Source organism: Neorhizobium sp. DAR64860/K0K1, assembly GCF_050500205.1.
Taxonomy (GTDB): domain Bacteria; phylum Pseudomonadota; class Alphaproteobacteria; order Rhizobiales; family Rhizobiaceae; genus Neorhizobium; species Neorhizobium soli.
Genome location: NZ_CP191460.1, coordinates 171,832 through 195,180, shown reverse-complemented (window position 1 = coordinate 195,180; position 23,349 = coordinate 171,832). Strand labels below are relative to the sequence as shown.

The window sequence follows — 23,349 nt, the reverse complement described above, 5'->3', positions numbered from 1 at the left end:
TGCGGCACCGTTTCGCTCAGGTGAAGTCCTCATTGAGCTCCGCTACGAAATGGTCCCGGCCAACCTCGCGGAAGGCCTGCGATTTCGGCTCGTAACCGAGTGACCGGATCGGGCTGCGCAGTTCGGCGACCGGCGCCTTTCTCTTCAACCGGCGATCCTTTGAAGGATCTGCGACCGGTACCGCTGACAGAAGGCGCTGCGTATAAGGGTGCTGCGGGTTCTCAATGACCGACGCGCGCGGCCCGATCTCAACTATACGGCCCAGGTACATGACCGCAACTCGGTGGCTGATACGTTCGACAACGGCCATATCGTGGCTGATAAACAGGTAGGAAAGGCCAAGGCTCTCCTGCAGATCGATCATGAGATCAGTCACTTGCGCCTTGATCGAGACATCAAGGGCCGACACCGCTTCATCGGCGATAATCATGCGTGGGGACAAAGCCAAGGCCCGAGCGATACAAATGCGCTGTCGCTGCCCGCCGGAAAATTCGTGAGGGAAGCGGCTTCCGCGGTTCGGGTCCAATCCGACTCGGTGCATTAGGTCGGCAACCCGATCATTGACTTCGCTGCCGGATGCCAGCCCGTGCACTGCGATCGGCTCGGCGATGGCGGAGCGAACCGTCTGCCGCGGATCGAGAGATCCGAATGGATCTTGGAAGATCATCTGGATGCGTTGTCGCAGCTTCTGGAGCGCTGGTCCTTGCGTCGCCAGCACGTTCTCGCCTTCAAATATGACTTTTCCTGCGCTTGGCTCGACCAACCGGAGAATGCTTTTGCCGGTCGTGGATTTCCCACATCCGGACTCACCGACAAGTGCAAGCGTTTCGGCTTTCGAAATGGCAAAACTTACATCGTCTACGGCATGAACTGCGCCCGATACGCGACCTAGTGTACCGCCGCGCACCGCAAAACGTGTCATCAGATTTTCCACGGTCAGAAGCGGTTTGCCGTCGTTATCGCCTTCCACTTCGATCGAAGCCGGCGCGGGTTTTCGATCGTCGGCCTTCAGGATTTCGGCGAAACGACGAGGTGTACTGCTGCCGCGCATATCGCCGAGCCGTGGCACTGCAGCGATCAAGGTTCGGGTATAGTCATGCGAAGGACGATTGAAGATCTCTTCGACTGGTCCGCTTTCAAGCAGATCGCCATGGCGCATGACCGCCACGCGGTCAGCGATCTCGGCCACCACACCCATGTCGTGGGTAATGAACAGGATAGCCGTGCCAGTCTCCTGTTGCAGGTCGCGAAGGAGGTCAAGGATCTGCGCCTGGATCGTCACGTCCAGTGCAGTGGTCGGTTCATCGGCGATCAGCAGTTTGGGGCGACAGGCGAGGGCCATGGCAATCATGATGCGCTGGCGCATGCCACCGCTGAACGTGTGGGGAAACTCCTGGAAGCGGCGTCTGGCATCAGGGATGCGGACCCGGTCGAACAGTCTCAGCGCCTCGGCCTCGGCCTCGCTGCGGCTCATGCCCTTGTGATAGCGTAAAGCCTCGGCCACCTGAAAGCCTGTCTTCAGCACCGGGTTGAGACTGGTCATCGGCTCCTGGAAGATCATGCCGGCCAGCCGCCCACGCGCTTTGCGCAGATCCGTCTTGGAGAGCGACAGCATGTCGATACCGTCGAGATGAAGGCTGCCGGAGCCTATCACAGCATTCTGGGGCAAAAGTTGCATGATCGAAAGAGCAGTTACGCTCTTTCCGGAACCAGATTCGCCGACCAGAGCCACCGTTTCTCCGGCTTCTGCGTGAAGCGAAAGGCCTTTGACCACGTCGTTCTTACCGAAGCGAACGACCAGATTGTTGATATCAAGAACCAGAGGCGTGATCTCACTCATGTCTCTGACCCCAGTTTTGGATCGATCGCGTCGCGGAGGCCGTCACCAATTAGGTTGAGTGCAAGGACGAGGACAAGCACAGCAAGGCTCGGAATAATCGCCAGCGAATAGCTGTCGAGCATGGTCTCGAACCCTTCGCGAACCATGCCGCCCCAGGTCGGGGTTGGCGGCGCGATGCCCAGACCGATGAAAGCGAGCGAGGCCTCTGTCCGAACTGCCGTCGCCATCCAAAGTGATGCCATGACAAGAATGTCGGAAAGGATATTCGGAAGGATATGGCGAAACATGATGCGCAGATTTGAAAAGCCGAGTGCCTTGCCCGCCTGAACAAATTCTCGTTCGCGCATCGCAATCACCGGCGCCCGGGCGATGCGCGCAAACTGCGGCACAGCAGTAAACGCGATGGCGATGATAATGTTGGTGACAGTTGCGCCCAGCATGGCGACCAAAATGAGACCGAGGATAAGGGCAGGGAAAGCCAGGACGACGTCCATTGCCTGCATTACGATTATATCGGTTCTGCCGCCGACATACCCTGCAATAAGACCGATCAGTGTGCCGACGATGACGGCAAGCACAATTGAGAAAAAGCCGATCACGAGTGAATACTGGGCTCCGACCAGCAGCCGCGAGAAAGTATCGCGGCCGTAATTGTCGGTTCCGAGCCAGTGTTCCCATGAAGGGGGTTGCAGCCTGGCTATGATGTCCTGCTCGAGAGGGTCATGGGTTGCAATCCAGGGCGCCAGGAGTGCCAGTAGGACGATGGCTAGAAATAGAAGCGTGCCGACCCAGGTCGTCACGTTCGATGAAAAAGCCCGCTTGAGCGTTCGTCCAGTCAGACCTGCCAAGGCTGCGAACTCGGATACGGGCTTCGTCCGCGATGATGGCGGAAGTGCAGATGGTGGTGTCGTATTCATCGATATTGCACCCTCGGATCGATAAGACCATAGACGAGGTCGGTTGCAAGGTTCACGAGCACGACGATCAAAGTGTAAACGACCATCATTCCCTGGAGCATCGCATAGTCGCGTTGCGACAAGGCGCCGACGATCAGCTTTCCCAGACCTGGTCGGTTGAAGACGATCTCAGTCAGAACTGAATTTCCGATCAGAATACCGAGATACAGCCCGACAACGGTGACGACCGGGATCAGGCAGTTTCTAAGCGCATGCCGCCAGACGACAATATAGTCGGGAACGCCCTTGGCCTGGGCAGTGCGGACGTAGTCCTGGCTCAAGACTTCGAGCATCGCCGAGCGGGTGACGCGCGTGACGTAGGCAGCCATGATGAGCGCAAGGTTGATTGCCGGTAGCGCCAGCTCCTGCATGCGTCCAACGAAGGTCGTGGCGCGACCGCCGCTGATCACCGGAAACCATCTCAGGATGATGGCAAAAACGATCAGCAACAGAATGCCGGAGACGAACGCCGGCGCGGACAGCCCAAGCAAGGAAACCATGCGGGTAAGATAGTCGGGAATGCGGTTGCGGTTGACGGCGGCCCATATGCCCGCCGGCAGCCCTAGAGCAACACCGAGTACCAGGGCTGCAACTGTCAGCTCGATCGTATATGGCAGGACGCGTAGCACTTCCTGCAGGACTGGGCGGCCAGTCATCATCGAGTTGCCGAGATCGCCCCGCAGCGCTCCACTCATGAAGGTGAGATACTGCGTGGTAAATGGCTGATCGAGGCCGAGCTTCTGACGGAGGGTCGCAATGCTCGCGGCACTCGCCTGGTCGCCTAGCATCACTTGCGCCGGGTCTCCGGGCAGCACCCTGATCACAAAAAAGACCAGGGTGAGCACGCAAACGAGAGTTACGATGGCAAAGCCGAGGCGTCTGAGAACGAAACCGGTCAAGGGCTTACTGTTCCAGAACGGTTGTTTCGTCGATCGGCGGAGATAAGCTTAGAGCCCCCTCGACAGGATAGGCGAACTTCAGCTTGTTGGTCCATGCCCACGGCTGACCCATCTCATAGAGCGGTACCGAGCATACGGCATCAACGATCTTTTGCTGTGCAGTTTCCCAAAGAGCTTTCTGCTTTTCGGCATCCGGTTCGCTGCGAGCAGCGGCAATTTCCTGGTCGGCAGCGCTGCAGTGTGAGAAGTTGACGATCGCACCAGGTGTTCCGACTATTGCCTTGGATTCGTAGAACTGGGTCAGAAAGCTGTCGGCGATCGGCAGGCGCGCTGCACCGTAATAGACGACCTGAGACACATCCTGCCGGATCTGTGCGTGGAAGGTAGGGTGATCGACCAGCTGAAACTCGAGGTTAATACCGGATTTTTTCAGCTGAGCCTGAACCACTTCCATCGTCGTCAGCATGGCAGGCAGGGTCGTCTGCACGGACTTGATGGTAATCCCGTTGGGATAGCCCGCTTCCGTCAAAAGCTTCTTAGCTAGCACCGGATCATATTTTGCGAGCTCGATGCTCTTGTAACCTAGATATCCAGAAGGAACGACGGAGCTTGCTGCCTTGGTGAGGGAAGCGCCGCGGAAGCCGACAATGGCATCTCGGTCGATCGCATGCGCAATCGCCTGACGGACGCGGATATCGTCCAGCGGCTTGCTAGACATGTTCAGGTGGACCGCATGGAGCTCTGGCACGCCGAGAACATCAACCGTTGTGTCAGGCAGCGTGGCGACGCGTTTCAGCCAGCTGTCTTCGAACTTGCCGTTGACCAGATCGATTTCGCCGGACTGGAAGGCCAGATCGCGACTGGCGTCGGATGCCATGTACCTGAATACAATTTCCTTTATCTTCGGTGCGCCGCGAAAATATTTCTCGTTGGCCTGAAGGCGGACAAACTGCTGCGGCTGATATTCGACAACCTGAAACGGACCAGTGCCGACAGGTGTCCTTGCAAATTCGGCGCCCAGCGCCTCGACCGCCTTTTTGCAAACGATGTTTCCACCGTGATAAGGCACGAGGAGGCCCAGGAGGCTGGGGACTGTCGTCTTAAGCTTGATGCGAACAGTTTGGGGATCGACAGCCTCGATCGTCTCGAAGGCAGCATAGTCACCAAAGAAGCTGGACGTGTCCTTTGTGGCTGCTCGCTTCAGCGAAAAAACGACGTCATCGGCGGTCAGCTGGCCATAGTCACCCTGACAGGAAACGCCCTGTCGCAACTTGAAGGTCCACTCTTTCTTGTCTTCGGAAGAGGTCCAGCTTTCTGCCAGATCAGGCTCGATCATGCCGAGGTTATATTGGCCTGGCTTGATGCGTACGAGGCCGTTGAACAGCCAGTTGGTGACGTTAACGTCAAGCGTTGCGGTTGCGCGGTATGGATCAAGGCTCGCCATGTCGCTGCCAGGCACTGCGACACGCAACGTCTGCGCTGCTGCCGTTTGCGAGCCAAGGGCAATAGCCCCGAAAGCAAACACGGATGCTAGAACTTTGGTTCTTGTAGTTCCCCTTGTCATCGTCATGCCATTCCCCATTGTTTTGCGTCGATGGAATTAAAGGCAGTCGGCGGCTCTTCGGCCGCTATCCGTGTAGTGTTGCAGGCTCCTGCGCATTGCGCAGCGTATCGAAACGCCGGATGTGGAACGGTTCGATCGGCAGACGCGAAGGCCTGCCTTGTACGAGGTCGCAGATGATCTTGCCTGTCACAGGACCGAGGCAGAAGCCGTGCCCTGAAAAGCCCATGGCGACTACTAGTCCCTCAACATCCAGCGTGTTGTCGATGACCGGAAGCGCATCAGGTGTCATGTCGATGAGGCCAGCCCAATAGTCTTCCACCTGCGCTTCTGCAAAGGCTGGAACGACGTCACCGAAGAGTTCGACGACCTCGGCCATGCTGCGACCCGTCGGCAGGACGCGGGGTCTGACGCCGCCGTCCTGAAGCCGTTGTTCGATCAATCCACCATGCCAGTCCTGCAGACCACTGGTGACCCTGAAGCGACCATTATATTCCTGCCGCCCGGCACAATCGGCATTGGCAACACCGATCACCTGCTGCAGCACGGAATCGACCGGCGAAGAACGCAGCACGGTAACCATCGGTATCTGCAGCGGTACTTCGTAGCCCAACGGCTTCAACACCTCGTTGCCGAAAATCCCGGCCGCTACCACGACCCTGGACGTCGCGATTCGGCCCTGATCGGTGACGACCGCCGATACTGCGCCATTTTCTATTTCAATCTTAAGGACTCGCTCCCCAAAGCGAGTTTTTACGCCAAGCCGTTCAGCGGCGCGCACGAAAGACAGAACGGTCGAGGAAGGATCGGCACTTCCATCGGTTGGGCAGTGAGACGCAACCAGAACTCTCTCTGAAACGGCGGGTGCGACCTCGCGCACATCTTTAGTAGAGGATAGGAAATGCAGTTCCAGCCCTTCAGCACTCTGCTCACGCACAAGATCTTCGATTATCTTTGCTTCTTCAGGTGTACGTGCGAGACGAAGATTACCCCCACGACGATAGTGGGTATCTCCGTCCAGTTCCTCAGCGAGCGTTGCCCAGGTCGCGACCGCAGATTTGGCAAGCGGCAGTTCCGCGGGATGACGCCCGGACTGACGCACGCCGGCAAGAGTCCAGCCGGATGCCATGGAAGCGGGACCGAAACGATCAATCAGGACAACGTCAAGCCCTTCCTTCGCCATCTCATAGGCGCTCGCAGATCCACTTATTCCTGCACCGATAACGACCACATCAGCCATTGAAAAAATCCTTGACTATAAGGGTTGCGACAAAATCAGACGGTCACTGACTTCACGATGTCGGGCGTTGCCTGGTCGCGGATGAACGCAACAAGGGCCAGTTCGACCTTCATTTCCGGATGCGGCATGGCGCCGATATGAATCGTATGTGCCGGATCGCTCCCGCGGATGCGGTCTGCGATTACACCAAGCACGATTTCAAGGTCTTCCGGCGAGGCGACGCTGATATCGAAGCGGACCGTGTCATTGAGGGTGGCGTCAACACCGGAAAGCGCACCGGCAAGATTGTCCAGCGCCTGGTTAGCCTGCGCTGCGGTATCGGGGGACATTTCGCGGGTTTGATAATTGCGGCCCGCGGTATTCGACGAGTAGATCCATCGATCGACTTTGACCAGACGGGAGAAGCAGAAGAGTTCCTCAAACTTGCTGCCGCTCTTAACCCTTACGACTTCAGTCATCAGCTCAATCCCTCTCGAAATCGTTCCTGCTTGTAAGAAAAGCGGGATTAATATCGATTGTCAAACGAATACCGATAAACGTGTCATAGGAAATTAGAATTCCGATTATCGGCACAGGAGTTATGGATGACTGTGGGAACCGAGCAAAGCAGTCCGGAGCCGGAAAGTATTAGATAGTTGCAATCAGACTGCGCAGGTTTCGTATGTAGCAACGGATAGCACGGCCTTACTCCGGGCAGCGGCGACCGTTGCGCTTGCGCGCTAGCCGATCACAGCATGCGGGCTGCCCGCCCGCTACGCCGTGTAGCGTTGTTGTAGTAGCTGGATGCCTGCTGGACAGATCGATGCCGCGACTGCTCCATGGCCTCAGGCAGCGGAATGCCGCGATTGGCGGCTTCCGTCAGATATCCTGATCGCAGCCCGTGCGCGGAAAACTCCCCAGGCTCGAGCCCGGCCATTTCAGCCCGCTGCTTGACGATCGCATTGACCGCGCTGGGCTCGAGAGGTCGCTTGGAGAGATTGCCCCAGCGGTCGACCTTTCGGAATATGCTGCCCTTGTCGATCCTGGCTGCCGCAAGCCAGGCATTCAGGGCATTGACGGGTCGGCCGGTGAGATAAACGACCTCATCATGATCGGCGCCAGATGTCTTCGTGCGGCCAAGATGGATCGAAAGCGAGGGGAGGGGAGAGCAATCGGGAACGTCGATCGATAGCTCGACGGTCAACTGTTCAACGCGCATAGCCGCAATCTCGCTGCGGCGCCGACCGCCCGAGGCGAAAGCGACCATCAGGATTGCCCGATCACGGATGTCGCGCAAGCTGTCGGTGCTGCAGGTTGCGAGCATCTTGCCAAGGACATCGCCGGTAACAGCCTTGTTGCTCTTTCGACGACGTTGTCGGGGCGTCGCCCGCACAGCCAGCCGTATCGCGGACTTGAGGGCAGGGGAGGCGAAGACGCCGGTTAGTCCGCGCCATTTCGTGAGCGTCGACCACGTGGCGAGGCGCCGGCGCACGGTATCTGGTGCATGCGGGCCTGCCGACTTCAGAAAACCTTGCCTTCGGAGGTTCTGCTCCACCTTTGCCGGCATCCCGTGATCCGGATCGGTTTCGCGCTTCTGCGGGTCCCACAGGTGATGAGCGACGAATTTGAGGAGAAGGGCTTCGGGCGCCGGCCAGGGCAGGGATTTGCCAAGCGCTGCCAGCGACCAGGCCTGCAGATAGGCAAGATCAGACGTGAGGGCGCGTAGGGTATTTTCGCCCATTCCCTCGTTGACTAGATGGCGCAGCGTTGCGACATCCTGGTCGGTGAGCAACTCGGCAAGTTCGTCGCGCCGCTCCAGAGGAAGCACTGCTGCTATCGTGTCCAACTCTTGGGCGCGGCGATCGACCGGGTCTGAGCCAGTGCTTGTCATGCCATCGACGACGCGGGATGCAGTTTGAGATCAGTGTGGCCGAAGTCATGCCCCTTGAACAGGAGCGGCGCCTTGGCAACAGCGGCAACAGCGTACGAGAAACAGTCGCCCATATTGAGCGCAGCTGGATGACGACCACGGCCAAAACGCTCGAAAGCCTCTTCTGCCGCCCGGTAGTGCTTCTCATCGAAAGCGACAGTCGTGACATTCGCAGTTTCGGCAAGCCGCCCGATGATTTTGGCTGCACTGACGAATCCTTTACCCGACAGGACCATCCGTGCCTCAAGCAAGGTCGGCCAGCCGATGATGACCGGCTCGCGTCCCATCAGTGGTCTGAACACATCTGCTTCCGGCTCTTTCATCGATATCGCGATAATAACAGACGTATCGACGGCAATCATATCGGCAGACCGTTCTCATCGTAGAAGTCATCGTGATTGGACGTCGTGCCGGGTGCGATATTGCGTAGATCCTCGGCTGCCAGATCCCATACTGCGTCCATGGGATAGCGGATGTTATCCGCGCGCAGCTCCTGGTCGTAACGCTCGAGTGCCAGTTCGACGAGCCGATTGATCGGCTGGCCCGTGCGGAGGGAGAGGGCATGGGCCAGATCTCGGGCCTTGCTGCTGCGAATGGAGAGCTGCGGTTCGGACATGGTGTGCCTCGTGAAATCGTGGCTTCAATATAGAGATTGCACCTAAGATGGCAAGAAAATTACCATAGATGGCTAACCATCGATAAGAGGTACTTATCGATGGTTACCCGCTCAACCGACAACCATACCATGTGAAGAACCACAATATTCAGATAGAGTTCCTTTAGCAAATCATTTACCATTATTTCAATGGCTTATGATCTTGCGAAAATCAGCATAACAGCCCTCATGCGGCCGGCTTTCGACGCCGGCATCGCCCTGACGCGTCTCGATGAGCGCATCGCCCGCTCACTGGTCGGTCAGGGCTGGATCGAACGCCAAGACTTCGCCGATGCCTGCGCCTCGCTGTGGATCGACGGCGAGCTCGTCCACCTCGAAGACCTCGTCCTCCACGACGCCACCCGCGACATCCGCACACCCACCCACGAACTCACCATCGCCCGCGACGTGCTGCGCACCCGCCGACGCATCGCCGCACAGGCGTCCGACTGGGCCTTATCCGCGGAGGGTATCCGGATTTTGCGACAAACGTCGGACAGCAGTCTGGTTGGAGAGGGCGTGGCGGAGCCGGCCGGTATCGTTCGGTTCGCATCCCCGATCGATGCAGAAGGGGAGGAGGACGATTGTGATGACGCGGACAATCTCCCCGGAGTCGACTATGCCGCCATCGATGCGGTTCTGGCCCGATCGGAGGCGGCGATCGAGAATGCCAAACGACCCGGCCGTGGCAGCATTCAAGAAAAAGATCCGATGATTTACGATCTCGACTGGGACGAGGATGCGCGGCTTGACGAATGGCGCGGCGTGCTGCGCCAGGCAACCGATCTGCCGGCCGTGCTGCAGGCGATCGTTGCCCTCGACGCGTGGACCGAGCTTGCCGTCCTGCAGCATGCCCCCTGGCTCGGCCGGCTGTTTGCCGCGTCGATCCTGCGCCAGGCTGGGATCACCACCGGAGCGCACCTGGCCGCCGTCAATCTCGGCCTGAAAACCATCCCCGTCGATCGGCGCCGGCATCGCGACCGAGAGACAAGACTGCTTGCCGTAGCTCACGGATTGGTCGCGGCGGCGGAGATCGGCATGAAGGAACATGATCGGCTGGCGCTGGCGCGAAAAATGTTCGAGCGGAAGCTGGAGGGGCGCCGGATATCGTCAAAACTGCCGGAGCTGGTCGATCTGGTAATGGCGAAGCCGCTGGTGTCGGCACGCATGGTGGCCAAAACGCTCGAGGTCACGCCGCAGGCGGCGCGGCGGATCGTTTTGGAACTCGGCCTGCGCGAGATGACGGGGAGGGGGAGGTTTCGGGCGTGGGGGGTAATCTGAATCAGGTGTCGGAGTGATTTCATTGGAGGAGCGCGTCCTTCCTAAGGCGACGAGGGCCGCCGCGCTCGGTATTGGCAACTGCTCAAACCTCGCCACTAGGATCAGTGCTCGATCTCGTCGAGAAAGCGTGAGCGCTTTTGCGACCTGAGGTCGCCCCAGGGCATTTTCCGGCTTTGGGGATAGGTGATGTAGAGCCAGCGGCGCGCTCGCGTAACAGCGACGAACATGGCATTGCGCTCTTCATCAATCTGGGCAGCAGATTGCGCTCGGTAGTCTGGAAATACTCCTTCGCACATCTGGACAAGGAAGACGATGTCCTTTTCCAATCCTTTCATGGTGTGGACGGTGCTCAAAGCCAATCCAGCCGTCTGCTGGTCCCCAGCGAGCTGCCCGAGCGCCATGGCATTTCGAAACGCGACTAAAGACGATCCCATGCCCTTAGACTTGAACAGAGTCCATCGTTCACGAAACTCATGCAGTTCGGACAGGCTGCGCTCCAGTTCCGACCTGTCGAAGTCGCTCAAACTGCCAGCGGCGACTTGACCAAGCTCAGTTTCGCAGTCAGCGACAAATTTCCGAACGTTTGGTTGTTCTGGATCCAGTTGACGTATACGCTCGATGAGCGAAGTTTGGATGGCGGGGAAGACCGCCGATTGGGATGCCTTGGAAGCAAGCCATTCGAGTGTCACGGCTTGGTCTGAAGGCGGTTTGCAACCTAAAATGCCCGCGAGTCGATTAGCATTGACCCAGTCCTTTGGGTTCACCTTCAAACGTATAGCATTGTCCAGAACTCTGCCAAAAAGGCTACTGGCGTCGCTCAATCGTTCTCCCTTTCGGAAGTAGAACGGAATGTTTCGATCGCTGAGTTCTTTCTCCAAGGAGGAAAAGACAAAGCGATTCCGTCCAATCACAACCATTTTATCAAGCCCTATCTGTCCCTCGATCTCCGGGTGAACACCGAGAGAAAGCAAATGCTCGATCATGTGGATTACGCCCGACGCCTCCGAGACCTCGTCGTCGTAGGCTGTGATCGCCATTCCTCCCTGCAGGGCGAACTTTGTAACCTCCTGGGTGTTTGGCTTGAGTTTGTTTGCAACCGCTATCACCGCTCTGGTGCTGCGATAGTTTTCGTTGAGTTTTACGACATAGGCGCCGAATTCTGCGGGGAAACGGGTCGTCATATATTCGGCGCTCGAACCATTGAATCCATAGATCATCTGGTTGGGATCGCCAACAAACAGCACGCTCGTTACAGAGGTTCCGCAAAACGCCTTTATGAACTCGTACTGCAGTCGATTCAAATCTTGCGCCTCGTCGACGCAGACGTGCCTGAACTTGGTCCTATAAATGGTGGCGACCCAATCCTGCATCAGCAAGAGTCGGTGCGCTAGAACCAAGACGTCGTCAAAGTCGATTCCGTCGCTTGCGAGGAGCGCCCGTTGGTAATCCTGAAAAATTCGCCAAACGGAGGTCTGCTCGGGAAATCGGGCGCTTGCCTCCTCTTCTGTAAGCATCTCGCGCTTGATGACAGAGAAAGAACTCAAATAGCTTTGGAGGATGCGCTCACGGTTTCGATGCTCGCGCTCATCAGAGACATCGAGGTAGTCATCGATATCGACGCCCGCGTCGCGCAGAGACTGCATGAACAGCTCCATCCGGTCGATGTCGCGTTCAATTATCTGAAAGTTTGCGGGTAATGCAATCGTATGCCCGTATTGTTCCAATATGCGTTGAGCGATAGAGTGAAGCGTTCCGACCCAGATACGTTCTTCAAAATCGTCTCTAGCACCTTTTAGACGCTCCTTGATCTCGGCTGCCGCCGCGTTCGTGAATGTGAAGGCGACGACGCCGTCCTTCTTCGTCGAAGAGAGAATATGACGAACTCTTTCGGTTAGAACCCGTGTCTTTCCTGAACCGGCAGAAGCCAGAACTAACAACGCACCCCCAATTGGGGCCGATACGATCGCTTGCTGGTTTGGTGAGAGCGTCAGTTCAGCCATTGGGTAATCTTTTCAAACGCCTGTCGAACCGCCAGCGGGATGAGCTGTTCGTTCGAAAGGTTTCGGGAATTCTTCTCAACCAACGTCGCAAAGCTTGCAGAATACGATGTCTTCGCTCCCCGCATCCTTTTAATTAGATCGACGTCGCCCAGTGCCTTGAGCTCTGTCATCTTCGCTTCTCGCCAGCGCTCGTTGTCCGTTCCTCTAGTCTCAGCCTCCGCGAGCGCTGCTACCGCCTCTTCGCGCAGGCCAAGTACTGAGACGAGCTCCGCTTCGATGTCGTTCCCCTCCCCTAGATATGAGATTCCATAGTTGCTGTCATTAAGGACAAGGCCGGTCTCGGGGGTGATTTTCCCAAGCTGGGCGTCGACTGAGGTTCTTGTGATCGCTTCGTTGTCGCTGACAACATAGATCGGAATGCCGAAACTCACCGCCATCTTCACGAAGGGCGAGTAGTGTCTTCCGCCGACACCTATCAAAGTCACCCCCTTAACGAACGAAGGCTTACCGAAATATTTCTCGAACATGGCCGGAAATATTTGCTCCTCAGTCAGCCCTTCGAAGACTATCGCTGCTCTCGCAAAAAGGATTTCACCTCTATTTCGCATAACCTTGCGCTGGAGGACGCTAAGCTCTTCAGCATCCAAACCTTGAATGAGCTGGCGGCATTCCTTGCGACCGCTGGGACTGGCAATGCACCTCAAAGAATCGAGGCCGCACATTGCAGCGAGGTAGGGGGAGTGGGTGCTAATGACAACCTGGCCAACGGAATTGGACAGCTGAGCATAGAGTGCGCGTTGGGCATTGGGATGCAGGTGCGCCTCGGGCTCCTCGGCAGCGATCACGGGATGGAACGGGCTGGCTTCATCTCGATGCCGCTGGGCCTGCATGTCGGAGAATGCCTTTACTGCAAGCATTGACGCCCAGCTACGGGTTCCCATTCCGTGGTATTCCATAGAGAACGAGGTCGTCGCCGAACTTCCGAAATTGACGGAGAAACGCCGGGAAAGATCGCGGATCTTTTTGGGAAATGGTGTGACTTCAGCGCTGCCGGTCCCGCCAAACGAGTCCTTCAAGGAGTCGAGGTGCGATTTTAAGAGTGTGAGCGGTGCGCTCTTATCGACCGCCTCTCTGTTTAGGTCGGCGATCAAAGATTCCAGGCGAGAGACATCCTCCGCACCATATTGGATGCTCGAAAGGATCCGACCCACGAACGATGCCTTCTCATTCAGTTCCTGATGGATGTCGCGCTGTGCGTCTATCGAAATAAAGGGAACGATATCGTATCGCCTGCTATGTCTCGTCCGCGGCGCCGCCCGCTCGGACATCCAGTCGCCGAAACTCGGCCGGAGGTCATGAAGGTACCTATCCACCAAGAAGCCGCCTTTGATGGGATCGGGTCGCGCGACTGTTCGAGTGGCCTGAAACTGGTTGCCGTCAGCATCTGCACGGATAGTGTCTTCGAACTCCTGGATCCATTCCGGTTCAAAAGTTTTCAGTCTTTTTCCGGCCGGGTCGACGGGCACAGTTCGGACATCGACGACAATGCGGAGGGAACGCGTGTCAGTCGCGTCAATGTGGAAATCCTCTGTGGTGAGGTATCGGCTATAATCGCCCAACGAGAGATGAAGGGCTTTGATGACCGAGGTCTTTCCGGAATTGTTTGTGCCGATCAAAACAGTGATCGGCGGAAGGTCGACCTCAATGTTCTGCAACCCCCTCAACCCTGCGATGCGCAGAGTGTCAACACGAATTGGCACGTTTCCTCCTTCTGCAAGCAACTACACAGCTTACGCGGCAGCCCGCGAAAAAGCGACACCTGATCGCGTCCCGTCGAGTGGTGTAGCTGGATTTCATAGCCATCGGTTATTTCCGGTGGGGTCAGGTGAGAATTTGCAAAAAGTCAGGTTCGGCGGGACTCGAGCCGCCTACCAAATGCCTCCCCCTGTCTGTCGTACGCCCGCCGGGCCGATGCAGGCAAAAGCACGTGGAGAAGTCCCCTTGCACGCGAAAGCCCGGCATAGTGGAGCATGGCCCATCGTTCGTCGCCGGTTTCCGCCATGTCGATCGCAATCACGACCTGCCGTTCCAGCCCCTTGAATGAATGCATCGTCGTAAAAAGCAATGATCCGGCGCGCAGTGCAGCTTTGTCCACGGGATCACCGAGTCGACGGCCCGCTAATTCGCGCTGCCCTGCGAGGAGTGAGTTGTCATGGCGGCGGGTCGAGAGGATAGCGATGTCGCTGGCCGGGACATCCCGGGCGATGAGATCGCGAATGATTGCTTCTAATTGCGCGATTCCATCTTTCGCATCGGCATGGTAGTGGACTTGGCACTGCGGCCCGTCCGGGGCCCCGACTACGGCTAAGTCAATCCCTGAGATGATCGAAGCCTGCACGGCTACCTGTCGAGTGTTCCGGCAATTCTCGAACAGATCATCAAAAGCGGGCGCTCCTTCGCTCAGCCTCTGCTCCACCATTTCCTGGGTCTCGACGCTGTAAATGTTCTGAAGCGGGTCCAGGAAAAGGTGCCACTGGCCTCGCCTCAACCCGTCACGAACCAGCAGATCCATAACGTCAAGATGCTCCGGGGTGAGAAGGTCCTGAGCCTCGTCAACAATCAGCACGTCCCATAGATCAGGAGCGTGTTCGCAAAGCGCTTCCGCCGCCAGTTCGGGAAACCGCTTCGGGAAGAACTCGTGGTGGTTAGAGTCCTCCTTCTCAAGTTGTGGTAGGAGACCGGCGGCTGCGATAAGTTCGCGGTAAAGGGCGTGTATATGGCGGACCTCTAGCTTCGCGCCACGATCATCCGATGCGAGCCCCTCCCGCACATGGGCGGCCAATAGCTGATTGAAGCAGAGCATTAGTACGCGCTTGCCATCAGCGGCGAGCTGCCGCGCTCGTTCCAGCGCGATAACCGACTTGCCCGTACCGGCCGCTCCACGGACGACCGTCCGCGGATTGGCCGCGAGGCGGCGCGATGCCCGTATCTGCTCATTAGAAAGGTAGATCAGTCGCGCATCGACACCGGTGAGATACCCGCCCAGGCTTAGTGCCGTTTCAAGATCCGGCCTTAATATCTGCCTCGCGAGAAGGATCTCGTCCGGTCTGAGGCCGCGATAGGTCCTACCACGCTTTTCGAGACAGACATCATGCCAGTATCGCTGAATGGCGGAGATGAAGTGGGCAAGGGTATCGCGGAATTTCCGCTTGTCGAGTAGAACCTCCGGTATGATTTCCGCGCCCGTCGTAGTGAAGGTCGTGTAGGGCATCACTACGCCAAAGCCAAAAAGTACATCCTTGAACGAGGCTGCTGCGGCATGAAGACGGTCCCTCACTGCGTTCATGGCGCCCGACGCCTGTGACCACGGGCTCTCCTTCTTTGTGTAGCTCTTGAAGTCGCCTGAGAAAGTCCATACGCCGTCGGTACAGGATACCTTTCCTCCCTTCACCTCGATCGCAAAGATGCCGAGGTGCGACAGGATTATCATGTCCGCTTCGCCCCAGATCTTTTTCTCGTGACCCGGCAATCCCAGCGAATGGAGCACAACCCAGTCGTCCGGCAATTCGCGACCCAGCCGCTCATAGACGAGCCGCTCGCTGTTAGGACAACGCTCAGGAACATCGGGGATCAAGACTGCCATTCGGCCTCCGGCATCAGGTTGCCAAAAAAGCCAGCAAACGACTGATCCGCGTCACCGACCAGAACAGCGCGGTCGAGTTCGCGGTTGAAGCGCTCACAGGCGGTTTCAGGAAGAAGAAGGCAGCAGTGACAGGCCGCACCACTAATCCGGTCGCCTGACTGCGCGGGATCCGTCTCCAGGCACACTGGATCGCTGCCACACCATCCGGCATTCGCAAGCGTTCGAAGTACGATCGGTTGAAGCAGGTCGGGGGTGCTCAGGCGGACAAGCCCTCCAAGACTGCCTTCGGAGTCTGGCGAGCCGGTGTAGATCAGGACGCCATTCATGGTCCTCCCAGTGTCCGAAACAAATAGCCGTTCGCGCAATGCAGAGGCCGAGTAGCCGCACTCAACCGAAATCTGTCGAATGAAAGCGTGAGCGAAAGAGTGTACGAGCAGCAGACGCGGGGTGATCGTGTAGTCTCGCTCATAGCCGCGCTCTTCGGCAATCTGCCTGCTCCGAGTTTCGAGAATGGCGACGCGGCCGGCTAGGCTAGGATTGTCGTCGATCCACTTATCGACGGTTTCCGTCCTGAAGCGCAGAAAAATGCCTTCACCTCTGATCTCAGCGCCGGGCAGCCAGGTCCTTTCAGTCTTCGAGAGTGGGGAAACCTTTCCTTCGGCAATCGCTTGTCGGACGCGCTCCGGACTCACTGGATGCGGCTCAATCCTGGAGAACCCTGCAAGGGCACGCACCTCGCGAAGCCGCGAAGTAGCCCCCACCAGATCAAACCAGTGGGAGAGCGCGGGAGGCGGGTCGAATATTTCGTTCTGGAATTGCGGCACAACCCCGCCGACGATAGGGTCGTCGCGGTCCTGCGACAGCGCGTCATACTCTTGCTCACGCGCGATCTTGTCGGTCAAAGGAGGGCCGCCTACTTCAATCGACCGCAGCCGTCGGTATGCGGCCAGCAACTGGTCAACCGCGACGCCGTACGTCTGCGACACACCTGCCAGCACAGAGGGAAGCGCCGCCTCAGGCACGCCATCCAGATACATCCGGGATTGCTCGACGATCTGCGTTAACGCCTCCGATGCAGGAGGTATGGACAGTGCTGAGCCAACTACACCGAAGTGCACGTTAGAGGCACCGCGCTGCAATGCGCGGACCTGCTCCCGGCAGTCAGCCTGACGATCATGTAACCAGGGCCTGAAGCCATCGCACGTCCATCCGGTCAGCGCATCAGCACCAAATGCTGTTCCGAGCGATTGCATGGTTTTCCGTTCCGGGGTGCTGCAAGCCTCGCAGACCACAAAGAGGTCCGCGAGCGATGCGGACTCACCGCGCGAGCCCAGCCGCAGCAGGGGCCGCTGGCAAATGCCCCCTTCACAACCACGATGCGCCCACCATTCCCAAGGGAAGTCGCTGAGGTGACCCCGACGGCAGGCTACGACAAAGCGGACGGGGTTCGTGAAGACTTTGCCACCATGGGCCGTGCAGCGAAGCCGAGCCCCGTCGTCGGCCAGTTCGAAGGGAGTGCCCTCCCGTCCTATAATATGGCACTTCGGGCATTCATGCCACTCGGGGAATCTGACGGCAGGTGCCGCGCTGCGAGCGCGAACCTGTGTTGTTCCGGCAATTTGCTCCTTCACAGGACCCAGGCGGAAGTGGCTGACGCCAAGCATCGACTGCAGCCGCTCCTCGCCGATCCTAAGCGACGGAAGCGAGTTGATCCGCTCCCAATCCTCCAGTCCCATCGGCATGAACGAGCCCTTCTCCAGGTCGATGATCGCCCCAATGCCGAATGAAGAGACGAGCTGCGACCGGCGAACCGTCCCAATCGGTTCCACCGCATCAGTCGGTTCGGAGGCAGGGGCGCTCCGGGGACGTCTTGCCATATTCAGTTCCTCCTGATGATCGATTTCAAGGCAAAAGCTGTCGAGGGTTCGACCTCACGCATAGAATTCGGGGTTGCCCAGGCAAGCGAACCCGGTTGTCCTCCCTCCTCAGCCGACAGCATCAGATGTGGCTTGGTCCTCCCGAATGGCGCGGACCGTTTCCAGTAGAGCAGGTCAGTTCCAGCAGCTTGAGCGCTTTGGCTTCTCGACGCCCATTCTTCGACAATGGCATCAATGTCCTCAGCGGCGTCTTCTCCCTCAATTCCGTCGGAAGCAGAAACCGCACGTTTGCATATGGCGCCAATTAGCCGTCTGACTTCTCTGTCCTGGGGGTCGAAGGCTTTTGCATCCTGGTCCTCCCCCATACCATCGGTGAGGTGCCGGACTGCGGCCGCGATTACAGCATGAAGTGCTTTGTCTCGCGCCCGGGGAGCCCAAGGAGTGACACTGGTCGCCTCCACGCTTCGGTATAGTGCGCTGTGATAAGTGAGGAAGTGCTCGAAGTGAGAGACGTCCCGGGGACGGCCGAAATTGTAGAGAGTCATTACAAGACCGTCGAGGCCCCGGCCCACTCGGCTGCTCGCCTGAATGTACTCTGCCGTCGACTTTGGCTGTCCGTTCACCAGCATCAGTCCAAGTCGGGAAACATCGACACCTACGGAAATCATATTTGACGCCAGGACAGAATCACGCGGCTCGGGTTCGAACGGATCGCTACCATCTGTAAGCGGATTTCCAAGTTGCGCGAGGAAATCGGGGAGGTCGCGGGATGATACCCTGCTGCTCAGCTCGATTGCATCTGTCTCCAGGACGCGCCTACGACCGCCAAGGCGGCTCGCGATAAAAGAGATCTGGCGCGGAATGTCGTCCTGCAAAAGCACGTGTGCGCCGCCGAGTTCACGAAGGCTGTTGAAGTAAAGAACCGCCGTCCAGTAGGGATCAGCGAGCGCAGGATCAGTTCCAGTATTGACCAGATGACCGATGCCTTGAAGAAGCGCCGCGGCTGCCGCTTGAAGGGCAAACTTCGGGCTTCGGCCGGCAGAGCACAAGCCAACATATAGCCGGTCCGGCCCGTGGTCATCCCGGACGGCGAAGAAAGAGTCCGATGCCTCGAAGCCGGACGGTGGGAACTGCAGCACCGGACGATCGAATAATGCCCTGACCTGGCGTCCTGCCTGTCCGATCGTCGCCGTTGAACCAATCACTTTGGGGCGGAAACCATCATCGGTGCAGAGCAGGTCCACGACGGTCTCATACAGACCAGCCATCGAGCCGAGAGGTCCAGAGATCAAATGCAATTCGTCTTGAATAATCAGCCCAGGTCGGAGGCCTCCATCAAGGCCAAAAAGTACCCGCAGGTCGCTTCGGCGGGGAAGCTGAGCGAACTTGTCGATTGTGCCTATCAAGAGGCTGGGCGGCGCGTCGTAGATGAAGTCGTCCACCGTTATCACTGGCAGCGGCGCGCCGTAGGTCACACAGTCTTCGTTAGAGCAGCGGATATCTATGCCAGCGTCGTCTGGAGCCCGTTGGTAACAATCGGCGCCAAGCCTGTTACCGCAGACCGGGCACTCTAACAGTTGTCGGGGGGTCGACTTCGGCTTCTGACCGTCGTGTTCAAGATCGAGCGCTTCCATTGCTGCGCTACCCCTGTTTGGAGTGGCGTCCCCACCGACATAGAGACCGAGGGAGATCGCCGCTTCGCCGAGATCGTCGCGCTCAATCCGGATGGCCTCGCATGCGCAAATCAATGCTGCCGCGCGCTGGAACTGCTGCACGGTCAGGAGCCGGAGGGTATACCGCATCAGCACATCTACGCCGCCTTCGGAGCGTCGATCTGCGTCAGTGAGGCGGCGGTGAAGGATTTGGAAGGCCGTCAATCCCAGATACGCTTCAGTTTTCCCGCCGCCGGTTGGAAACCAGAGCAGATCGACGTGATCGCGGTCCGGATCCCTCGGATCAACCAGGCCCGGTAAGACCATAAGGATGTATGCGAGCTGGAATGGCCTCCAGGTAAGCGGCCCGGCGCGTTCGCCCTTGGCCGGGAAACGACCCTGCCGGTCCATTGCCGCGTTAGCTAACGTGAAGGCTTTCCAGGCGTGGATGTCACGGGCAAGCATATCGACACCCGCTTCTAAGCGCCTCAGTGCCGCGCTGCAGAGATCCATGTTCCGCTCAGCTGCGATCCGGAGGCCGCCAGAGAAGCTGTCGACTCGAGAAGCCAACTCCTCGCGGATCCATTCTTCGTACACGCCCGCAAAACCACGAAGAACATCCAAGACCTCGCTACGGTCCCCGTCTTGGGCTAGCCACTGAGCAGATAGTGTCTGCGGGTGTCGGCTAAGAAATTCTCTCAGCATCCGATGCCCAGATGCGTTCATTCCTTTCACGGTTGCGACTGGCATCCATGCCGTTTCCAGCCAGCCTGTCCGCTGATCTGAACTCGGCTCCCAGATCACCGCCACACCGTGTCCAACCGCGTATTCAAGCACATCGCGGTAGAGAAGCGCAGCGGAACGGGCGTCATCGTCTGCGCCGGCAGGCAACGAAGTCTGCCGGGGGCGGATTGCCCCTACACCTTCGCGCGTGATCGATTGAATCTTGAGGCCAGCCTGCAGAAGGCAGAATTCGTCCCTCAGACGATCTTCTGTCGGCTGCGCTTTGTTGATCAGGGTGATCGTCAGAACCTGTCGACCTCCAGAGAGCCGGCGGCGAATATGGAGGTTGACTGTCGGGTCGTGAACAGGAGTGTTGTCTGGTCCGGTGAAGTCGTGAACGCGCCAAGTGCCGGTATCGCCGGGCTGGATCTCATAGAAATAATTAAGCTGCTGCCTTGACCACATCCGGCGGCGTCTCTTGCCCCCTTCGGCAGGCTCACGATCGATCGGCTTGTATCGCGCCGTCGACGCTGTCGACACGGTTACAGTAGCGTTCTCGTCGGCGGAGAACGTGAGTCCGATCGAACAAGGGCGGACGGCTCGATAGCCTGGCACACCGCCATCGGTCTCGCCGTCGATGTCGTTCGGCGCGCCATCATCCTGGTCGTCCTCGATCGCGTCGAGCGTTGCGCCTTCAGGCCAGAGTATGCCGGTGAGATAGGTGTCGACGGGTGCCGAAGAGATCTCTTCGTCTGCTTGGAGAGGTCCCAGGAGCAGAGCTTCTGTAATGCGCAGCAGATCTCTGCGAACCGGGCGGTGATCGTAGCGAGTCACTTCTTGTCCTTCCATGTTTGGAAATCCCCGGTGCCGAACAGGCCTACGCCAAGCCACAGCCCACTTGTTTTCTCAGGCTCACCGAGGCAAACGGCGCCATCGGAGGTGACGGTTCCTACGGACGATATTCGGAGGTTCATAATGATCCGCGGCAGCTGAAAACCTCGCTTGTGCAGAACGCTCAGCAGATCGAGCGAAAGCTGATTAGCTGTTCGGCCGATTAACCGGCCAGGTTTCGTACCCTCCTGGATGCAGATGTGCCACACGGCTTTGCCATCCGCAGGTTGCTTGCAAAGCATGACCTTCTGGCCCGCGAGCGCTCCGGCGTTGGAGAGTAGAAACGCCTGTAGATCCTCGACGCCAGCCGGTCCACCCAAGAGAGTCGGGTCGGCGAAACCAATGGGATCGACATCCCCGCGCAGCCCCATTTCCATGTTGATCCAGTTCCTCTGCCATGAGCACAGGCGGCGGCGGCCGCCGGCGAACTCCCAATGTACCGGTGCCGGGAGAATCTGGTCAGCGCTTGCGCGGTCGAGAGACTTGGCGGCCCGAGTCACGGCGACGTAGGCGACGCTGGCGCGCTCACCTTGCATTTCGTCACTCGCGTTGTCGGCCTCTTCATCGCTTTCCCGGTTACCAACATCCGAAAGTTCAAGAAGTGTGACGGCGTCGAACTCCATGCCCTTTGATTGATGGACGGTGGTGACAATCACACCATCCTGGGCGAGCGGCTGGTCATCCGGGAATGCATCGGGCCACGCCAAACGTTCGCGAAGCTGGCCGACGTCGATGGCGGTCGCATCTTTGGCCGCTCCGCTTGCCTGTGCCAATCGACCCCAGGCGACCTCTTCGTCCGGCAGACCCAACCGAAGGCAAGCCTCTTCGCCCCACAGCTTCTTCAGGAGCGCATGAATCCTCGCAAACTGAGTACGCGGCAAGGAAGTGGAACGCAGCTTTCTCAGCAAGCCGCCAATCCATGCCGGTGGCAACATCGCGTGGCTGCCGGCGTGCAACCTCACGGGTATCGCACTAGGTTCTGGGTCCGTGCCATACAGCGCCCGGAGCACCCTCAGCGCCTCTCCGTTGGTTTGGGTCAATATGGCCCGACTGCCACCGGTGGTAGCCTCGAGCAGATCGCGTCCGAGGGGCCGCGAAGGTTCCGGCAGCGCAGCTACGGCCGCAAGCATGTGACGCAGCTTCTCGTTCTCCGACATGCTGCTTACGAGCACACTGCGCAATTCAGCCGACATGCGCGCGAGCGGCGGATCGGCACGAAAGTTGCGCGCCAGCCTCTTTTCGACGAGTTGGCCGCCGTAAGTCACTGAAACCTGCTGCCAATATTCATGAGGTGAAGGGAATGGTGCTCCGTCCTCGCGAACTCCACGCGCAAAACCAAAGATAGCTTGTGCTGGATCGCCGAGGATAGTGAACCCACATCCTTCGTGGTTCGGGGGAGCGAGAAGCGACAGGAGAGTGAGGACGAGATCTCCACGGACACCGGGAAGGTCCTGAAACTCGTCCACAATGAGGTGTCGCCGATCACCCATGAAGCGACGAATGTCGTCGCGCCGTGGGCCAGCGGCCAACTTAGTCAGCGCAGCGATGTTAGAATCGTGGCTTCGTGTCAGCAGGATGCGTGGTGCTTCTCCAAGCAGTCTCAGCATCCGAAAGGCCCATGAATCGAATGTGCGCACAGAAAGATGGCGCAATTCTTCCAAGACGCGCGGATCTGTCTCATCGATCCCGCTAAGACGGCTGGTCAGGGTTCTGACCGCGCTTCGAGAGAAGCTGAGCACCAGGATCTGTGCCGGCGAGAGTTCGTTACGGATAAGGCTGGCCAGCCGACGTGCAGCGAGCTCAGTCTTGCCCATACCCGGCCCCGCTTCTACGATCATGCGGGCCGCGGCCGGTGCGTTGATGATTTCCTGACGCGTATTGGTATCATCCGGCTGCTCGATCAGCACCATTCGGCTTGCTGCTCCCGCCCCGGCCGTAAATATAGGGGCTTCGGCTCCCGATCTGTCGAGTGATGGCTCGTCAAGGTCGATAAGCCCGTCGATTATGCGCCAAAGTTTGCGGCGGTAGACTACCGCCGGTACGCCGGCGGTTTCACGCAACGGCCGGTCTATCGTATCAACAATCTGGCCCGCCTGACGAACGGCGACACGAACCGTACTCATTTACCCCCCGTATGCAGGCTGCCCCATTAAACGTAGTTGAATCAGCCACGACCTGTGATTCGAAGTCATCGCCCACCACCTCCTAAAAAGTGCATCACC

General features: G+C 58.3%; 16 protein-coding genes. 1 reads left to right on the top strand and 15 read right to left on the bottom strand.

The window, feature by feature from the left end:
- Nucleotides 1–16: 16 nt before the first annotated feature.
- From ACQY1J_RS22400 to ACQY1J_RS22360, 9 genes are all read right to left on the bottom strand, one after another.
- Nucleotides 17–1,840, bottom strand: a complete 1,824-nt coding sequence (locus ACQY1J_RS22400; protein WP_430252109.1) for an ABC transporter ATP-binding protein — start codon at nucleotides 1,838–1,840, stop codon at nucleotides 17–19.
- Nucleotides 1,837–2,757 carry an ABC transporter permease gene (locus ACQY1J_RS22395; protein WP_430252107.1) on the bottom strand — a complete coding sequence of 307 codons (921 nt, stop codon included), beginning with the start codon at nucleotides 2,755–2,757 and terminating at the stop codon, nucleotides 1,837–1,839. The genes ACQY1J_RS22400 and ACQY1J_RS22395 overlap by 4 nt, the downstream gene beginning before the upstream one ends.
- The gene (locus ACQY1J_RS22390) at nucleotides 2,754–3,695 is read right to left on the bottom strand and encodes an ABC transporter permease (protein WP_430252105.1); all 942 of its coding nucleotides are present in this window, start codon (nucleotides 3,693–3,695) and stop codon (nucleotides 2,754–2,756) included. Before ACQY1J_RS22390 ends, ACQY1J_RS22395 begins: the two co-directional genes overlap by 4 nt.
- 4 nt (nucleotides 3,696–3,699) lie before the next feature.
- Nucleotides 3,700–5,265, bottom strand: coding sequence for an ABC transporter substrate-binding protein (locus ACQY1J_RS22385; protein ID WP_430252103.1), 1,566 nt, complete (start codon nucleotides 5,263–5,265; stop codon nucleotides 3,700–3,702).
- A 58-nt stretch (nucleotides 5,266–5,323) separates the two neighbouring features.
- Nucleotides 5,324–6,496 (bottom strand): NAD(P)/FAD-dependent oxidoreductase, encoded by a 1,173-nt coding sequence (locus tag ACQY1J_RS22380; protein ID WP_430252101.1) that lies wholly within the window; start codon nucleotides 6,494–6,496, stop codon nucleotides 5,324–5,326.
- Nucleotides 6,497–6,531: 35 nt separating this feature from the next.
- Nucleotides 6,532–6,954: a Rid family hydrolase gene (locus ACQY1J_RS22375; protein WP_430252099.1), complete on the bottom strand. Its 423-nt coding sequence runs from the start codon at nucleotides 6,952–6,954 to the stop codon at nucleotides 6,532–6,534.
- 269 nt (nucleotides 6,955–7,223) lie between these two features.
- Complete coding sequence (locus ACQY1J_RS22370) at nucleotides 7,224–8,366, bottom strand: site-specific integrase (protein WP_430252097.1); 1,143 nt, start codon at nucleotides 8,364–8,366, stop codon at nucleotides 7,224–7,226.
- Nucleotides 8,363–8,767, bottom strand: coding sequence for a type II toxin-antitoxin system VapC family toxin (locus tag ACQY1J_RS22365; RefSeq protein WP_192088262.1), 405 nt, complete (start codon nucleotides 8,765–8,767; stop codon nucleotides 8,363–8,365). Before ACQY1J_RS22365 ends, ACQY1J_RS22370 begins: the two co-directional genes overlap by 4 nt.
- Entirely contained in the window at nucleotides 8,764–9,021 is a 258-nt protein-coding gene (locus ACQY1J_RS22360; protein ID WP_430252095.1) for a type II toxin-antitoxin system VapB family antitoxin, read from the bottom strand. The genes ACQY1J_RS22365 and ACQY1J_RS22360 overlap by 4 nt, the downstream gene beginning before the upstream one ends.
- Nucleotides 9,022–9,201: 180 nt before the next feature.
- Here ACQY1J_RS22360 and ACQY1J_RS22355 point away from each other — a divergent pair, with 180 nt between their 5' ends.
- Nucleotides 9,202–10,341, top strand: coding sequence for an RHE_PE00001 family protein (locus ACQY1J_RS22355; RefSeq protein ID WP_430252502.1), 1,140 nt, complete (start codon nucleotides 9,202–9,204; stop codon nucleotides 10,339–10,341).
- 101 nt (nucleotides 10,342–10,442) lie between these two features.
- On the opposite strand, the gene ACQY1J_RS22350 is transcribed toward ACQY1J_RS22355, so the two are convergent.
- The 6 genes from ACQY1J_RS22350 to ACQY1J_RS22325 form a co-directional block, all read right to left on the bottom strand.
- Entirely contained in the window at nucleotides 10,443–12,341 is a 1,899-nt protein-coding gene (locus tag ACQY1J_RS22350; RefSeq protein WP_430252093.1) for an ATP-dependent helicase, read from the bottom strand.
- Nucleotides 12,329–14,101, bottom strand: coding sequence for an ATP-dependent nuclease (locus ACQY1J_RS22345; RefSeq protein ID WP_430252091.1), 1,773 nt, complete (start codon nucleotides 14,099–14,101; stop codon nucleotides 12,329–12,331). Before ACQY1J_RS22345 ends, ACQY1J_RS22350 begins: the two co-directional genes overlap by 13 nt.
- A 143-nt stretch (nucleotides 14,102–14,244) precedes the next feature.
- Nucleotides 14,245–15,984: an NERD domain-containing protein gene (locus ACQY1J_RS22340; protein WP_430252089.1), complete on the bottom strand. Its 1,740-nt coding sequence runs from the start codon at nucleotides 15,982–15,984 to the stop codon at nucleotides 14,245–14,247.
- Entirely contained in the window at nucleotides 15,972–17,861 is a 1,890-nt protein-coding gene (drmB, locus tag ACQY1J_RS22335; protein WP_430252087.1) for a DrmB family protein, read from the bottom strand. Before drmB ends, ACQY1J_RS22340 begins: the two co-directional genes overlap by 13 nt.
- A gap of 2 nt (nucleotides 17,862–17,863) precedes the next feature.
- The gene (locus tag ACQY1J_RS22330; protein WP_430252085.1) at nucleotides 17,864–21,085 is read right to left on the bottom strand and encodes a helicase; all 3,222 of its coding nucleotides are present in this window, start codon (nucleotides 21,083–21,085) and stop codon (nucleotides 17,864–17,866) included.
- On the bottom strand, nucleotides 21,067–23,250 hold the full coding sequence (locus ACQY1J_RS22325; protein WP_430252083.1) for a UvrD-helicase domain-containing protein: 2,184 nt from the start codon (nucleotides 23,248–23,250) through the stop codon (nucleotides 21,067–21,069). The genes ACQY1J_RS22330 and ACQY1J_RS22325 overlap by 19 nt, the downstream gene beginning before the upstream one ends.
- Between the last annotated feature and the right edge of the window lie 99 nt (nucleotides 23,251–23,349).

Bases quoted from the DNA above. Each gene is read 5' to 3' on its own strand.
- ACQY1J_RS22365 (WP_192088262.1), bottom strand. From the start codon at position 8,767: ATGATTGCCGTCGATACGTCTGTTATTATCGCGATATCGATGAAAGAG.
- ACQY1J_RS22370 (WP_430252097.1), bottom strand. From the start codon at position 8,366: ATGACAAGCACTGGCTCAGACCCGGTCGATCGCCGCGCCCAAGAGTTG.
- ACQY1J_RS22375 (WP_430252099.1), bottom strand. From the start codon at position 6,954: ATGACTGAAGTCGTAAGGGTTAAGAGCGGCAGCAAGTTTGAGGAACTC.
- ACQY1J_RS22325 (WP_430252083.1), bottom strand. From the start codon at position 23,250: ATGAGTACGGTTCGTGTCGCCGTTCGTCAGGCGGGCCAGATTGTTGAT.
- ACQY1J_RS22395 (WP_430252107.1), bottom strand. From the start codon at position 2,757: ATGAATACGACACCACCATCTGCACTTCCGCCATCATCGCGGACGAAG.
- ACQY1J_RS22360 (WP_430252095.1), bottom strand. From the start codon at position 9,021: ATGTCCGAACCGCAGCTCTCCATTCGCAGCAGCAAGGCCCGAGATCTG.
- ACQY1J_RS22380 (WP_430252101.1), bottom strand. From the start codon at position 6,496: ATGGCTGATGTGGTCGTTATCGGTGCAGGAATAAGTGGATCTGCGAGC.
- ACQY1J_RS22330 (WP_430252085.1), bottom strand. From the start codon at position 21,085: ATGGAAGGACAAGAAGTGACTCGCTACGATCACCGCCCGGTTCGCAGA.
- drmB (WP_430252087.1), bottom strand. From the start codon at position 17,861: ATGGCAAGACGTCCCCGGAGCGCCCCTGCCTCCGAACCGACTGATGCG.
- ACQY1J_RS22385 (WP_430252103.1), bottom strand. From the start codon at position 5,265: ATGACGATGACAAGGGGAACTACAAGAACCAAAGTTCTAGCATCCGTG.
- ACQY1J_RS22340 (WP_430252089.1), bottom strand. From the start codon at position 15,984: ATGGCAGTCTTGATCCCCGATGTTCCTGAGCGTTGTCCTAACAGCGAG.
- ACQY1J_RS22400 (WP_430252109.1), bottom strand. From the start codon at position 1,840: ATGAGTGAGATCACGCCTCTGGTTCTTGATATCAACAATCTGGTCGTT.
- ACQY1J_RS22350 (WP_430252093.1), bottom strand. From the start codon at position 12,341: ATGGCTGAACTGACGCTCTCACCAAACCAGCAAGCGATCGTATCGGCC.